This is a genomic window from Synechococcus sp. UW140 (assembly GCF_900474295.1).
GTDB lineage: Bacteria > Cyanobacteriota > Cyanobacteriia > PCC-6307 > Cyanobiaceae > Synechococcus_C.
In genome coordinates, this window is the sequence record NZ_UCOB01000026.1 from 82,190 (window position 1) to 95,511 (window position 13,322).

The following is a 13,322-nucleotide window of genomic DNA, read 5'->3' on the forward strand; positions in this document are numbered from 1 at the left end:
TCAGCTGTCCTCCAATTCGCTACTGGGATAGGCACCGAAGTGGGCCAGATGCTCACAAAGGGGGAGAAGTCTTTGCGTGAGCTGATGCAGCAATGTCCCCCCCCCGTCGGGCAGCTCCACATCCACAAAGAACACGTACTCACCGAGCTCACGCTTTGAGGGCCGCGATTCAATCCGACTCATATTCATGGCCAGGTCTGCCACTGCCGCAAGAGCCTCGAGAAGGGCCCCAGGTGCATTGCGATGTAGGGAGAAGGCCAGGCTGGCAACGTCTCCATGCTCACGTCGCTCCCCTCTCTGCAAGAACAGAAAACGAGTGCAGTTACCGGGTGCATCATTGATCGGAAACGCCAGCTCCGACAGCTCGCCCTGCTGATGGAGCGAATGACTGGCAATCGCGGCGCGGAAGCGACTTCCCTGCACCATCCGGGCCGCCTCAGCCGTGGAGGTGGTCGCTAGCTGCAAGGCATCGGGCAGGTGCTTAGCAAGCCAACCGCTGCACTGAGCGAGGGCCTGGGGATGGGACAACACCTCTGAGATCTCTTCAAGCCGGCCGCTGCTCAGCAACGCATGGCGGATTGGAAGCACCAGGGCACGACGGATGCAGAGATCGGGATTGGACCAGAGCGCATCAAGACTTGCTGTCACACCACCCTCAACGGAGTTCTCAACCGGCACGACAGCCGCATCACAGCGCCCATCCGCCACATGCTCCACAACGGAACGCAAACCAACACAGGGCACAAGCTGGGCATGCTCCACGCCTTCCAGCCTCAACAACGCACGGGCCGCACGCTCTCCGTAGGTGCCCTCGGGGCCAAGGAATGCCACTGAGTTCGGCATCGGTAGGCGCGCAAACACTCGATAGGATCATGCCGCGTCAGCCAACGCCCATGCCTCTGGCCTTCAGCGCCAGCCAGCAGCTTGATCTGCCGGTACAAGCCGAGATTGATCGCCTGCCGGACTATCTGCAGGAAGAGGATCGGGTGGTGAAGGCTCTGCTCGATCCAAGCCAGCTCTCCCTGATCCAACCGGGTCATTACCGCTACACGGTGACGACCATTCAGGTTTTCCAGTTGCAGGTCAAACCTGTGGTGTCCCTGGAAGTGCTCCGAGAGGGACAGACCCTGATCATGCGAGCGGTCGATGCCCAGCTTGAAGGGCTCGGTTTGGTCGACGATTTTCAACTCAGCCTGGAATCTGTGCTGGAAGCCAGCAGCACGGGCCTCAAAGGCGTTGCCACCCTCGGAGTAGCAGTCAGCCAACCACCGTTGCTGCGCCTGATCCCGCGCAAGGTGCTGGAAAGTACTGGGGAATCAATCCTCAATGGAATCCTGCTCACCATCAAAGGAAGGGTTGGTCGCCAGCTTGTCTGTGATTTCAAGCAATGGTGCGCCTCCACCAGCGTCAACTGAACGCGCGGTTCAGGCGAGCGGCGGCAACACCTTCTTCAGAAACGAACGCCGATGCATCGCTGTTGGACCTTGAGAGAGCAGGGCTTGGCGATGAATGGCCGTTCCATATCCGGCATGGCGTTCCAGCCCATACGAGGGAAATCGTTCCGCCAAGCGTCGGATCAGTGCATCCCGGGCCTCCTTCGCCAGCACGCTTGCGGCCGCAATGGCCGCGTTGCTGCTATCACCCCGAACGATCGTCTGCTGCGGATGGGGCCAGAGTCGCAGTGGCAACACACCATCGACCAGCACGAGTGCAGGCTGCAAGGGCAGACGCTGCAGGGCACGCAGCATGGCGAGCTCCGTGGCTGTGCGAATGCCATGGCCATCCACCTCTAGGGCAGAGGCCTGACCAAGCGCCCAGGCAGTCGCAGCACTTTCGATCAAAGGCACGAGCCGCGCCCGCTTTCGTGGAGTGAGCGCTTTGCTATCGGTGAGGCCCAACTGACGCAGTTCGATCGCTGCCTGGGTCGACAACACGACGGCTCCAGCGAAGACGGGGCCGAACCAGCAACCGCGACCCACCTCATCGACTCCTGCCTCCCAGGCCGTCATCAGCGGATCGCCCTTAATCAGCGACAGCCGCCGAGGAGCGACGACGACGACGACGCGGCTCCTGCTCTCCACTATCGGCTTCCGCCGGTTCTGGCTCAGGGGGAGATGCTGCTGCCGATTCAACAGCGGAAGTGGACAGGGTGGATTGAGGAGCAGGGCTCGGATCCACTGCAGGAATTGTCGCTTCTAGAGGTGTGATCTCAACCAGCAATGGGGCGGATGACTCGTCAGGCAGCGAAGCCTTGCCATTCGCATCGGAGGCAGCACTGGAACGGCCATTGCCACGACTCACTCCACGACCACCCCGGCGGCGGCGGCGGCCGGAGCTGGTTGCCAGTTGCTGACGAGCCTGTTCCAGTACCGCTTCCTCGCTATCGCCTGGACGAACCACTCGCACCATCAGGTTGTCGGTTTCCGGCGGATTCTCGAGAAGCAGCGCAGGGCTGAGGCCAAGCCAACCAAACACCTGCTCCTGGTCATCACTCATCGGAACGGCAACCAGTTCAGGTTCCGGGCGACGCGTCGGTGCTTCAACTGCAGGGTTGACAGAGGGAGCAGCCGCCTCCTCGATCGCTGGGTTGGACGGTTCAGCCGTTCCCTCCGACACCGGAGCCACTTGGGGGGCAGAGCGGCCACGGCCACCCCGGCGGCGGCGGCTGCCACCTTCGCCAGAGGGGACCACTTCAGCGCGAGCCGATGCAGCCGAACGCACCATTCCGGAGGCGGTGGCTAAAGGCTGTAGGAGATCTTTGCCTGGCAGAACGGCGACATGGCCGAGTCCTCCGCAGCTGGGACAAGCCCGGCCAAACAGTTCATAGATGTTCTGCCCTTGGCGCTTGCGGGTGAGCTCCACCAGGCCGAGTTCGGAAAGCTGGGCAATCTGAGGGCGTGCAGCATCGTCCCGGATGGCGGCGGTGAAGTGCTCCAGCAACTGCAACTGATCCCGCCGTGAATCCATGTCGATGAAATCGACGATGATCACGCCACCGATGTTGCGCAGTTTGAGCTGACGAGCGATCTCAACAGCCGCCTCACAGTTGGTCCAGAGCACCGTCTCGCGAGCATTGGCGGAACGCGTGAACGAACCGGAGTTGACGTCAATCACCGTGAGCGCCTCCGTGGGCTCGATGATCACGTAGCCACCAGAAGGCAGATCGACACGGGGCTTGAGGGCATCACGGATGGCCGCGTTGACCTTGAAGTGCTCCAGCAGCTCCGACGGTTCGCTGTGGGCTTCCACCAGCACATTGCTGTCGTCCTGTCCGAGGAACTCCTGCACCCGATCAACAGCCGCTGAATCATCGAGCACCACCCGCATCAGCTCAGGGGAGGCATGGTCCCTCAGGATGCGATGAATAAAATCCTCGTCACGATTCAGCAGCACAGGCGGAACGGCCGACTCTGCGGCTTTCTGAATCGCCTCCCACTGGCGAAGAAGAGCCTCAAGGTCATCGATCAGCAGTTCTTCACTGATCCCTTCGGCTTCGGTGCGGATCAGCAAGCCGGCCCCTGGCGGCTTCACCAGCACCCCAAGGGCCCGCAAACGGTTGCGTTCCCCTTCAGCGGCAATGCGGCGGGAGATATTCACCCCCTGGCCACTCGGCTGCAAAACGAGATAACGGCCTGGCAAAGCAAGGTTGCCCGTCAACCGCGGCCCTTTGGTACCGGTGGGTTCCTTCATCACCTGCACCAGTACCTTCTGGCGTGGCTCAAGCAACTCGGTGATTCCTGCGGCGCCTTTTTTCAGGCGCAGGGGGCCGAGATCGGTGACATGAATGAAACCATTTTTCTCACTCTCACCAATGTTGACGAAAGCTGCATCAATTCCCGGCAGCACGTTCTCAACAGTGCCGAGATAAACGTCGCCGATCTGATAGCGACCTTGGGCAACAATGAGTTCATCAACCCGTTCATCAGAGAGCACCGCTGCGATGCGCAGCTGCTCGGCGATGACAATCTGCTGAGGCATGGAAACGTTCAGGGATCGCCCACAAGGGCGTAAGTCCAGCCCATAACCAATTGGTCCAAGGGTTGGGTGAAAAGAAAGATTTGGGCCGAAGCCATGGAATGAAGCGGAGCTAAAACTCCTCTGATTGGCACTCGGCTTCGACGCTGACGGGTCGAAGTACCGGAGGCGATGGGCCTCTCGTTCCTCAGGATCTGGGAAGTGAAAGGTCGGGACGCGGCAATGGCGATAACGCCCAAAGCCTTTCGTCTTGAAGTCAACTTAGCACCGGGCCCTTCCTGTTACTGCAGCAGCAGAGCGCTTCGTTGCACCTGCTCCAGTTGCAGCTCCATCCCCAGCTCCTCACTCAGCCAAGACTGAATCTGCAGCGGCTTGAGGCTGCGTCCCATTGCATCAATTGCGGCATGCAACTGCAACTCGACAGCATCAACGCCAGTGGGAGCAGGTTGCTCAGGCTGATCGGGATGGATCTGAAGATTGAGCAGAAATGGTCGGCAGTCCCGTTCACGCGGCCTCCCCTTCTTGTCGGTGTCCTTCCAGATCAGCTGTTGCCCAGCCATTAAGGCCGTACACCCCTTCTGAACCGCCGCCGCGAATCGAACCTGCGAAGCAGAAGCCGAGCCACTGAGCCGAGACAGCCTGAAGCCCCAAACAGCAGACTCAAGGCGCTGGGACAGGCTTGGTTCCGACACCGGAACCACTTGGGCCGACAGCAATCGGAACGCGTTGGGCAGAGCCCTTTGCCAGAGCGTCAGCACCTGCTCGGGATCCACCACGTCGAGAAACTCCAGATCCATCCATTCCCCCTGTGCTTCCACACCAAGGGGGAGGGCCAGGGCCAGCTGCAGGCGGGGCAGCGGATGGAAGCCTCCGGTAAAACTCACCGGCAAGCCTGTTCGACGCAGGGACCGCTCAAGCATGCGCACCACATCGAGATGACTGAGGAGAGCCATGGAGCCTGTCTTGCTGAACTGAAAACGGATCCGGCAGACCCTTGCACTGCCTGGTGCCTGACTGGGCCGCTGGACTGGAATACTCGGAGGGGGCACAACCACGTTGTGACCCAAGTCAGGCCCGCAGACTCCACAGCTGCTACAGCCATCAAAAGAACAGTCCGGCACCACTGCAGCTGCCAGTGCGCGCTGCAGGTCCTCCGCTAGCCAGGTCTTGTCAATGCCTGAATCGATGTGATCCCAGGGCAGTGGCTGGGCGCAAAAGCTCTCGAGATCGGCGGCACTCAAGGCATTGGCAGCTCCCCACCCTCCAAGTTCCAGATCGCGATATCGCCCTTCCAGACCTGCAGCAGCAATGGCCTCAGTCCAAGCGGTGTAGGTGCGATCAAGCGCCTCAAACCAGGCATCCATGCCGGCTCCCGCCCGCCAGGCGGATTCGATCACTGCTGCGAGACGTCGATCACCCCGACCGACGAAGTCTTCCATCGCCGACAAGCGCACATCAGTGAAATTGAAGCGCACGCCACGGAGGCGTCGCGCCGCATCCCGCAACAGCCTCTGACGGCGTTCAAACTCCGCCGTCGAAACGCTGTGCCACTGAAAGGGGGTGTGTGGCTTAGGGGTGAAATTACTGATGGTGATATTGAGGGAGAGGCGACCCAAATCACCACAGCTCTGTTGAAGCATCACGCAGGTGTCGACGATGCCGAGCACATCGTCATCCGTCTCGCCTGGTAAGCCGATCATGAAGTAGAGCTTCACCTTGCGATAGCCGTTCTGCATCGCTGTGCGGATGCCGTTGCGCAAGTCATCGTCTGTCAGTCCCTTGTTGACGATGTCGCGCAGACGTTGCGTGCCCGCCTCGGGCGCGAAGGTCAGGCCAGCCTGACGCCCTCCTCCAAGGATGTGGGCAATGTCATCGTCGAAACGATCGACCCGCTGACTGGGCAATTGAAGAGTGACGTTCTGATCCGCTAAGCGGTTGCGCAGCTCCACACCAACGGCTGGGAGAGCCAGATAATCGCTGCAGCTGAGCGAAAGCAGGGAGAAATCGCTGTATCCGGTGCGCTTCATACCGGTCTCCACTGCTTCGATCACGGCCTCCGGCTCCACATCCCGGGCTGGCCGGGTCAACATGCCGGGCTGACAAAAGCGGCAGCCCCGGGTGCAACCGCGCCTGATCTCAACGGTGAGCCGGTCATGCACCGTCTCCACATGGGGCACAAGACCCATGGCGTAATGGGGCATCGGCGTGGCCACCCGCCGCAACGGACGACGAGGGAGATCCGGATGCAATGGCTCGACCGTCACCCCATCCTTTCCTGGGGCATACAGAGACGGCACATAGACACCAGGAACCTGGGCCAAGTCATGGAGCAGGCGTGAGCGCTTCCAATTTTCAGCCTTGGCCTCGGCCACCACGAGACCGATCTCAGGCAGAAGCTCTTCACCATCTCCCAGGGCAAAGAAATCGAAAAAGGCCGCATAGGGCTCAGGGTTGCTGGTCGCAGTGGGACCACCCGCAAAGATCAAAGGAGGCGCCTGAGGATCACCAAGAGGCAGATCTCCACGATCACAGGCCCGCTGCGGAACCCTCGCCAGATCAAGCATCTCCAGGATGTTGGTGGCGCCGAGTTCGTAGCTGAGACTGAAACCAAGAATGTCAAAGGCCGGCAGCGGCCGACGGCTCTCGACGGCGAACAACGCCTGCTGCCGCTCCCGCAGACGTGCCGCCAGGTCAGCTGCCGGCAAATAAGCGCGATCACAAAGCTGCCCCGGCACAGCATTGAGGATCGAATAAAGGATGATGTGACCCAGATTGCTAGAGCCCACCTCATAGATCTCTGGATAGGTGAGAGCCCAGCGAACTCTTGCCGCATGCCAATCGCGGGGCTCCACTCCGAGTTCATGCCCCACATAGCGGGCAGGACGATTAATGCCTGAATCAACCAGACTGCTGAAATCGACTGGCTCCAGGCTCGGGGACGCGACGGTCATGGCCAGCGGGGCATTGACTCCATCGTAAGAAGCCAAGGGAAGCCGACGTCAAGCCACGTCGCATAGCAGGATGCCCGGCAAGACACCAAGTGATTCCGTGGTTCAGGTCAACAGCAACTACCTCAAACTCAAGGCTGGTTATCTCTTCCCAGAGATCGCCCGTCGCGTCAAAAGCTTCAGCGAGGCCAATCCCAATTCGGCCCTCATTCGCCTGGGCATCGGCGATGTAACCGAACCCCTACCGCTCGCCTGCCGCGAAGCGATGAAGGCCGCCATCGATGAGATGGGCACCAATGCAGGCTTCCACGGTTACGGCCCCGAACAGGGGTACGGCTGGCTGCGTGAAGCAATCGCCAAACACGATTTTCAGGCTCGCGGTTGCCAGATCAGCCCTGAGGAAATCTTTGTCTCTGACGGTTCGAAGTGTGACAGCAGCAACATCCTCGACATCCTTGGCAGTGGTAACCGCATCGCCGTCACCGATCCGGTGTACCCCGTCTATGTCGACAGCAATGTGATGGCCGGCCGCACTGGTGAAGCAGGTGACAACGGGCGTTACGGAGGCCTGAGCTATCTACCCATCAGCGCCGACAACGGCTTCGCAGCCCAGATCCCGAACGAACCGGTTGACCTGATCTATCTCTGCTTTCCAAACAACCCCACCGGTGCCGTCGCCACCAAGGAGCAGCTCAAAGCTTGGGTGGACTTCGCCCGCTCCAACGGCTCCCTGATCCTGTTTGATGCGGCCTACGAGGCCTTCATCCAGGACCCTGGTCTGCCGCATTCGATTTATGAGATCGAAGGAGCACGGGACTGTGCAATCGAATTCCGTTCGTTCTCCAAGAATGCAGGCTTCACAGGAACGCGCTGCGCCTTCACCGTGGTTCCCAAGGGGCTGAAGGGCAAAGCAGACGATGGCTCGGAGGTTGAACTCTGGGGACTGTGGAACCGACGCCAGAGCACCAAATTCAATGGTGTCAGCTACATCATCCAGCGCGGTGCCGAAGCTGTGTACTCCGACCAGGGACAGCAGGAGATCAAGGCCCTGGTGAATTTCTACATGGAGAATGCGGCGATCATCCGCCGTGAACTCAGCGCAGCAGGCATCGAGGTTCACGGTGGTGAACATGCTCCTTACGTGTGGCTGAAGACTCCCTCAGGAATCGATTCCTGGGGTTTCTTCGATCATTTGCTTCAAAAGGCCAACGTGGTGGGAACCCCCGGCAGTGGCTTTGGTGCAGCCGGCGAAGGCTATTTCCGCCTCTCGGCCTTCAACAGCCGCGCCAATGTGGATGAGGCCATGCGCCGGATCCGTGCCCTTTGATCCCGTCTAAGGCGAAGAAGAGCAAGATCAGCACAAACCACACACCGCCTGCCTTATCGAGGTGGGCGGTGATCCACTGCAGACCAAGGACACCTGCAGACCAAGGACCAGTCCACGTCAGTGATCGGCCATGACGGCCGACAGAAGGATGTTTTTCAAAGCGATCCCGAGACCCCCCATTTACATTGGGTCCTGTCCAAGCATCGTGGCCATGGCGGTGAATAGCACAAGCCCAGGCCCCGGCGGAGCTGCCGTTCTCGATAAGCAGACCGAGCGGGTGCGCAAGCGATCACCCCTCTACAAGGTGCTGCTGCATAACGATCCGCTCAACACCATGGAATATGTGGTCACCACCCTGCAGCAGGTGGTGCCTCAACTCAGCGAGCAAGATGCCATGGCCGTCATGCTCGAAGCCCACAACAGCGGAGTTGGCTTGGTGATCGTGTGTGACCTCGAACCCGCAGAGTTCTATTGCGAAACCCTTAAAGCCAAAGGTCTCACCAGCACCCTGGAGCCGGAAAGCTGAGTGGGAAGACGCCCAGGGATGCCTGAACAGCCAGCCAACAACGCTGAGAACAACGAGCTGAGCCAGCTCAGAGCTGAGAGCGAGGCTGGCCTCGAGAGCAGCGAAGCTCCCAGCGGGGACGTCACACGCAACGCCAGAACGCAACGAGCCAAACAACGGTTTCATCCAGGTTGGACGGCATGGCTGAAGCAACCCTGGAGCTGGATCCCCACCGTCACCCTGATCCCAATTCTCTATGGGCTTGGCTGGCTGGTGATGCAACCGGTCGCCCAACTGCTTCCGGCGCTGCCAACAGCGACCAGGGACCTGATGGGCACAGGGGTCAGCTTCGCGCTCTTGCTACTGGTGCTGCCGAGCTGGGTGCGCATCCGCTGGGGCACGCGCCACCCCTGGCGAGAGCTGGGTTTGAGCAGCAGCAGAAAAGGTCCGCAGCGGAGTCGAGCACTGCTCTATGGCCTGGGCTTGGCTGCGGCCCTGCTGCTTCTGATCAGCCTGATCAGCCTCGGAGGTCACTGGGGCTACTGGCTTGGCGATCTCACCCTGCCTGAACTGATCAACGCCGTATTGCTCGGTTTCGGGGTGGGATTCGTGGAAGAACTGCTATTCCGCGGTTGGCTTTGGGGAGAGCTGACGCTGCTGATCGGCCCTAGACGAGCGATGCCGATCCAAGCCCTTATTTTCAGCCTGGCGCACACCCGCTTCAACCTCGGGCTCTGGCCCATGCTGGGGCTCCTGCTGGGATTATTTCTGCTGGGCATGGCCCTGGCGATGAGCCGCCGATTGAATCAGGAATCCCTGTGGGGATGCATCGGCTTACATGGCGGCCTGGTTGGAGGCTGGTTCGCCCTTCAGGCGGGCCTGATCCAATGGTCGCCTCAATCACCGCTTTGGCTCACCGGCCCCGAGGCCAATCCCCTGGGAGGTCTGGTCGGCATTCTGGCCATGATGGTGGTGCTGGCCTTTCAGCTCACAGCATTGGCCAAAGCAGCACGCCCCTGAACAGGAGCTCGCAGGGCTTGCTCCAAAGGAGCCTGACCGTAATCACGCTCCAACAGATCCATCACAGTGCGGCCAAAGTTGCTGGGATCGCGATCAAAGGCCTCGAGACAGACCCGTCCGAAAACACTGCCCATTGGCTCGGGATTCCAGAGCAGCTTGCGAGCCGTCCAGGGCATCATGCTCATCGGGTTGTAACCAGGCTTGATCAGTCCCTGATCGAAGCCGTACTGCTCGAGATGGGTGTGAGGCTGAAGCCCGATGAAAAAGATTGCAGGCTCGACACGCTCTGCCCCAAAGATGCTCTCCATCGCCCGGTGGTAGGCGATCGTCTGACGGATCGTTTCCGGACGTTCATCAATCACATTGAAGGAGTAATTCACCGAAACGTGATCTCGAAACCCTGCATCAGCGAGCATCTGGCAGCTTTCCAGCACGGTGCGCAGGTTGTACCCCATGCGCATCTTGCGCACGAGCTCCTGAGAACCAGAGGTGATGCCGATCTCGAAATAACTCATGCCGGTCTCCACCATCAGCTGGGCGAGCTCCGGATCAAGATTGTCGGCACGGATGTAGGCCGCCCAGCGAATGCCGGTCAATCCCTCCGCCTTGATCGCGCGTAGCAACTGCTTGGCATCCTCGATATAGCGCCGAGCTGGAATAAATTGAGCATCGGTAAACCAAAACCCGCGCACGCCTCGGTCGTAGAGCTGACGCATCTCTTTCACGACTTCTTGCACCGGATTGAGGCGCACCTGCTTGCCCTCCACCACGGTGTAAACGCAGTAACAGCAATTGTGCGGACAACCACGCTTGGTTTGCACGCCAACGTAGAAGTCACCCCCCTCCAGATACCAGTCAAGCTGGGGCCAAATCGAAGCGATGTAGTCGTAATCGCAGGCGGTTTTCGGACGACTTTCGGGCTGTTCGTGAATCAAGCCAGGCCGTGGTCGGTCGCCAACCACGAAGCAACGCTCGTGGTCCAGAGCGCCACCCGCAAGAAGCTTCTCGAGCAGGGGCTCACCTTCCCCCAGTGACACGATCGTGCCCTTGGGCAACGAACGTCCCAACTGCTCATAAAACACGCTGACTGCACCACCCCCGAGCACGGCCCGGGCGGCGGGGTGATGACGGCGGGCCCTGTCCAAACCCAACCGCACCAAGCGCTGGTTTCGCCACAGCTCACCGTAATGGCTAGTCATCAAGCGAAGTCCGCCCAAAGCCCCCCGCACACGCTTGAAGGGATTGCGGGCGTAAAACACCTCAAAGGAGTTCTGCAATGGATTGCCTCCGCGGCCATCCACGGGTGCATAAATCTGTATATCGCGCCAAGAGAAAACCAGAAGAGTGGGACGGAACTGGTCCACAACCGTTGCCAACACTCGTGCCACATCGAGTACTGGTAGGGCCGCCAGATCGAGGATGCGCTGCGGAAGCCCCGGGAAACACTTATGCAAATGATCGGCCAAATAGATCGGACCGATCGGAAAAATTGGATTGCAGGGCAGACGCACGAGGAGGACCCGCGCAGCGGCAGCCGCTCCGGATGATTCAGCTGAAGACGACGGTTCGAAAGCCATGCAGAGGGTCGCGGCGTCTCAGCAGCGGCTCAAACATGAATTGACGCTAACAATCGTTCGACCAAATCAGCGTGCCGACTCGACCCAGTGCCCTTGGCCAGCTGCCAGAGCATTCAGCAACGCCTCGACGGACCTCTGTTTCTGCTGCCGACACTGCAATTGATTCATTTGTTGGATGGAACGAGACGCAGAAGGGACCAACAGCCCAATCTGGTTTCAACCGCCGCTGAGCGCCATGGGATTCTTCACGGCACTCACCGAGGCGATCACCAGTAGGCAGTCCCTACTAATCACCGGACTGGATCCCAACCCGGAGATGCTGCGCAACTGGGCAACCCCCCGAGGCCTGGGCGGGAGCTCACTACTCAGTCAAGCGCGGGCATGGTGCAAATTCGTGATTGAGGCCACCTCAGATCACGTTTGCGCCTACAAACCCAGCCTTGGCTTCTACCAAGCGATGGGATCAGCCGGCGTTGACCTGCTGATGGAGGTGCGCGAACTGTTACCTCCTGATCTGCCCCTGATCATCGACATCAAACACGGCGATCTCAACAGCTCAAGCGCCATCGCCGCCTATTTATTCCAAACCCTGCAGGCTGACGCAGTCACCCTCAATCCCTTTGCAGGACAAGACATTGCCGCTCCGTTCTTGCTCTATCCAGGCAAGGCTGTGGTGATCAATTGCCACAGTTCCAATCCGGCGGCCAGAAGCCTGCAGCACTACCCCGATGAGGAGCAGCCTCTGTATCTGATGGTGGTAGGCGAAAGTCAGCGATGGGGGACACCGGATCAACTTCTTCTCGAAGTCGGCACGAGCGATCCGACCATCCTCGGACGTGTTCGCAAGGCCGCCCCAGAGCGATTCGTGATGCTGCGATCTCTCTGGGGAGAAGAAGGCAATCTGGAGCGACTACTGGCCAGTGGGCTCAATGAGGCCGGGGATGGTCTCCTGCTGCCTCTGCCTCAGAGTCTTCTGAACGACAGCAACATCAGCGACCAGACAACCGCCCTGAAGCAACGGATCAATCGCATCCGCTCCGAGCATCTCGAAGCTCGAGTGCAACAGAGCCAGCTGCAATCTGTGCAATGCAGGATCTGGCCCCACGCCGATCAACCTTCAGCGCAGAGCGACACAGCAAACGCTGAACGGGCAGCTCAGACAGGGACCGATCCAGAACTAAGGGATCTGATCGTCGACCTGTTTGATATTCGCTGCCTGTTGTTTGGTGAATTCAAACAAGCCAGTGGCGCAATCTTCAATTACTACGTGGATCTGCGTCAGATCATCTCGGACCCAGCCCTCTTTCATCGCGTACTCGACTGCTATTCCCGGGTACTGCGAACCCTCAACTTCGACCGAATCGCAGGCATTCCCTACGGCTCCCTACCCACCGCCACCGGCCTTTCTCTCCAACTGCACAAGCCCCTGATCTATCCGCGCAAGGAGGTGAAAGCCCATGGCACCAGACGGCTCGTGGAAGGGGAATTCAACGCAGGGGAGACAGTCGTGGTGGTCGACGACATCCTGATCTCAGGAGGCAGCGTGCTGGAGGGCATTGCCAAGCTCACGTCCTCCGAGCTGAAGGTGAGCGATGTGGTCGTTTTCCTCGACCATGGTGGCCGGCATGCCCCCCGCGCCAAGCAAAGACTTCAGTCCGAAGGACTGCGGCTGCACGCGGTGCTCACGCTTGAAACGATCAGCACAGTGCTGGTCGAGACAGGACGCATCAGCACGTCCCAAGCGCAAGAGCTCAACGCCTGCAACGACTGATCAGTCCAGCTAATCAAAGCCATCAGAGCCGCTGAGGCTGAGCACGCCATCAACCAAGTTCACATTGCGCAAAAGTCCTTTACATTGACCAGGTCGGGAAACCGACTTTCTTTACAAGCCATTGGGCCCTGGTCCACCGGCGTTTTTCCGTTCTCATGACCACCACCATCCAACAGCGCTCCGGCGCGACCGGCTGGCA

The 13,322-nt window shown here is 59.8% G+C and carries 10 protein-coding genes; 5 read left to right on the forward strand and 5 right to left on the reverse strand.

Translation table 11 applies throughout. The features are described from left to right. Positions 1–843: a prephenate dehydratase gene (gene pheA, locus DXY10_RS11135; protein WP_115019344.1), complete on the reverse strand. Its 843-nt coding sequence runs from the start codon at positions 841–843 to the stop codon at positions 1–3. Positions 844–893: 50 nt separating this feature from the next. Here pheA and DXY10_RS11140 point away from each other — a divergent pair, with 50 nt between their 5' ends. Further along, on the forward strand, positions 894–1,415 hold the full coding sequence (locus tag DXY10_RS11140) for a DUF1997 domain-containing protein (protein WP_244282278.1): 522 nt from the start codon (positions 894–896) through the stop codon (positions 1,413–1,415). A 9-nt stretch (positions 1,416–1,424) separates the two neighbouring features. Here the strand turns inward: DXY10_RS11140 and DXY10_RS11145 are convergent, their stop codons facing one another. The 3 genes from DXY10_RS11145 to DXY10_RS11155 form a co-directional block, all read right to left on the reverse strand. After that, the gene (locus DXY10_RS11145) at positions 1,425–2,009 is read right to left on the reverse strand and encodes a ribonuclease HII (RefSeq protein ID WP_115019347.1); all 585 of its coding nucleotides are present in this window, start codon (positions 2,007–2,009) and stop codon (positions 1,425–1,427) included. A gap of 13 nt (positions 2,010–2,022) precedes the next feature. Continuing rightward, positions 2,023–3,978: an Rne/Rng family ribonuclease gene (locus DXY10_RS11150; RefSeq protein WP_115019349.1), complete on the reverse strand. Its 1,956-nt coding sequence runs from the start codon at positions 3,976–3,978 to the stop codon at positions 2,023–2,025. 278 nt (positions 3,979–4,256) lie between these two features. Continuing rightward, complete coding sequence (locus DXY10_RS11155) at positions 4,257–6,926, reverse strand: TIGR03960 family B12-binding radical SAM protein (RefSeq protein WP_115019351.1); 2,670 nt, start codon at positions 6,924–6,926, stop codon at positions 4,257–4,259. 97 nt (positions 6,927–7,023) lie between these two features. Here DXY10_RS11155 and DXY10_RS11160 point away from each other — a divergent pair, with 97 nt between their 5' ends. The 3 genes from DXY10_RS11160 (at position 7,024) to DXY10_RS11170 (ending at position 9,775) form a co-directional block, all read left to right on the forward strand. After that, the gene (locus DXY10_RS11160) at positions 7,024–8,250 is read left to right on the forward strand and encodes an LL-diaminopimelate aminotransferase (RefSeq protein WP_115019379.1); all 1,227 of its coding nucleotides are present in this window, start codon (positions 7,024–7,026) and stop codon (positions 8,248–8,250) included. A gap of 211 nt (positions 8,251–8,461) precedes the next feature. Then, the gene (gene clpS / locus DXY10_RS11165) at positions 8,462–8,776 is read left to right on the forward strand and encodes an ATP-dependent Clp protease adapter ClpS (protein WP_115019381.1); all 315 of its coding nucleotides are present in this window, start codon (positions 8,462–8,464) and stop codon (positions 8,774–8,776) included. Between the two features lie 18 nt (positions 8,777–8,794). Continuing rightward, positions 8,795–9,775 (forward strand): CPBP family intramembrane glutamic endopeptidase, encoded by a 981-nt coding sequence (locus tag DXY10_RS11170; protein WP_371411149.1) that lies wholly within the window; start codon positions 8,795–8,797, stop codon positions 9,773–9,775. On the opposite strand, the gene DXY10_RS11175 is transcribed toward DXY10_RS11170, so the two are convergent. Continuing rightward, the gene (locus tag DXY10_RS11175; RefSeq protein WP_115019352.1) at positions 9,739–11,352 is read right to left on the reverse strand and encodes a photosystem II high light acclimation radical SAM protein; all 1,614 of its coding nucleotides are present in this window, start codon (positions 11,350–11,352) and stop codon (positions 9,739–9,741) included. The genes DXY10_RS11170 and DXY10_RS11175 overlap by 37 nt on opposite strands. Before the next feature lie 235 nt (positions 11,353–11,587). Here DXY10_RS11175 and DXY10_RS11180 point away from each other — a divergent pair, with 235 nt between their 5' ends. Next, positions 11,588–13,123, forward strand: coding sequence for a bifunctional orotidine-5'-phosphate decarboxylase/orotate phosphoribosyltransferase (locus DXY10_RS11180; RefSeq protein ID WP_115019384.1), 1,536 nt, complete (start codon positions 11,588–11,590; stop codon positions 13,121–13,123). Positions 13,124–13,322: the final 199 nt, after the last annotated feature.

Bases quoted from the DNA above. Each gene is read 5' to 3' on its own strand.
- pheA (WP_115019344.1), bottom strand. From the start codon at position 843: ATGCCGAACTCAGTGGCATTCCTTGGCCCCGAGGGCACCTACGGAGAG.
- DXY10_RS11140 (WP_244282278.1), top strand. From the start codon at position 894: ATGCCTCTGGCCTTCAGCGCCAGCCAGCAGCTTGATCTGCCGGTACAA.
- DXY10_RS11145 (WP_115019347.1), bottom strand. From the start codon at position 2,009: ATGACGGCCTGGGAGGCAGGAGTCGATGAGGTGGGTCGCGGTTGCTGG.
- DXY10_RS11150 (WP_115019349.1), bottom strand. From the start codon at position 3,978: ATGCCTCAGCAGATTGTCATCGCCGAGCAGCTGCGCATCGCAGCGGTG.
- DXY10_RS11155 (WP_115019351.1), bottom strand. From the start codon at position 6,926: ATGACCGTCGCGTCCCCGAGCCTGGAGCCAGTCGATTTCAGCAGTCTG.
- clpS (WP_115019381.1), top strand. From the start codon at position 8,462: ATGGCGGTGAATAGCACAAGCCCAGGCCCCGGCGGAGCTGCCGTTCTC.
- DXY10_RS11170 (WP_371411149.1), top strand. From the start codon at position 8,795: ATGCCTGAACAGCCAGCCAACAACGCTGAGAACAACGAGCTGAGCCAG.
- DXY10_RS11175 (WP_115019352.1), bottom strand. From the start codon at position 11,352: ATGGCTTTCGAACCGTCGTCTTCAGCTGAATCATCCGGAGCGGCTGCC.
- DXY10_RS11180 (WP_115019384.1), top strand. From the start codon at position 11,588: ATGGGATTCTTCACGGCACTCACCGAGGCGATCACCAGTAGGCAGTCC.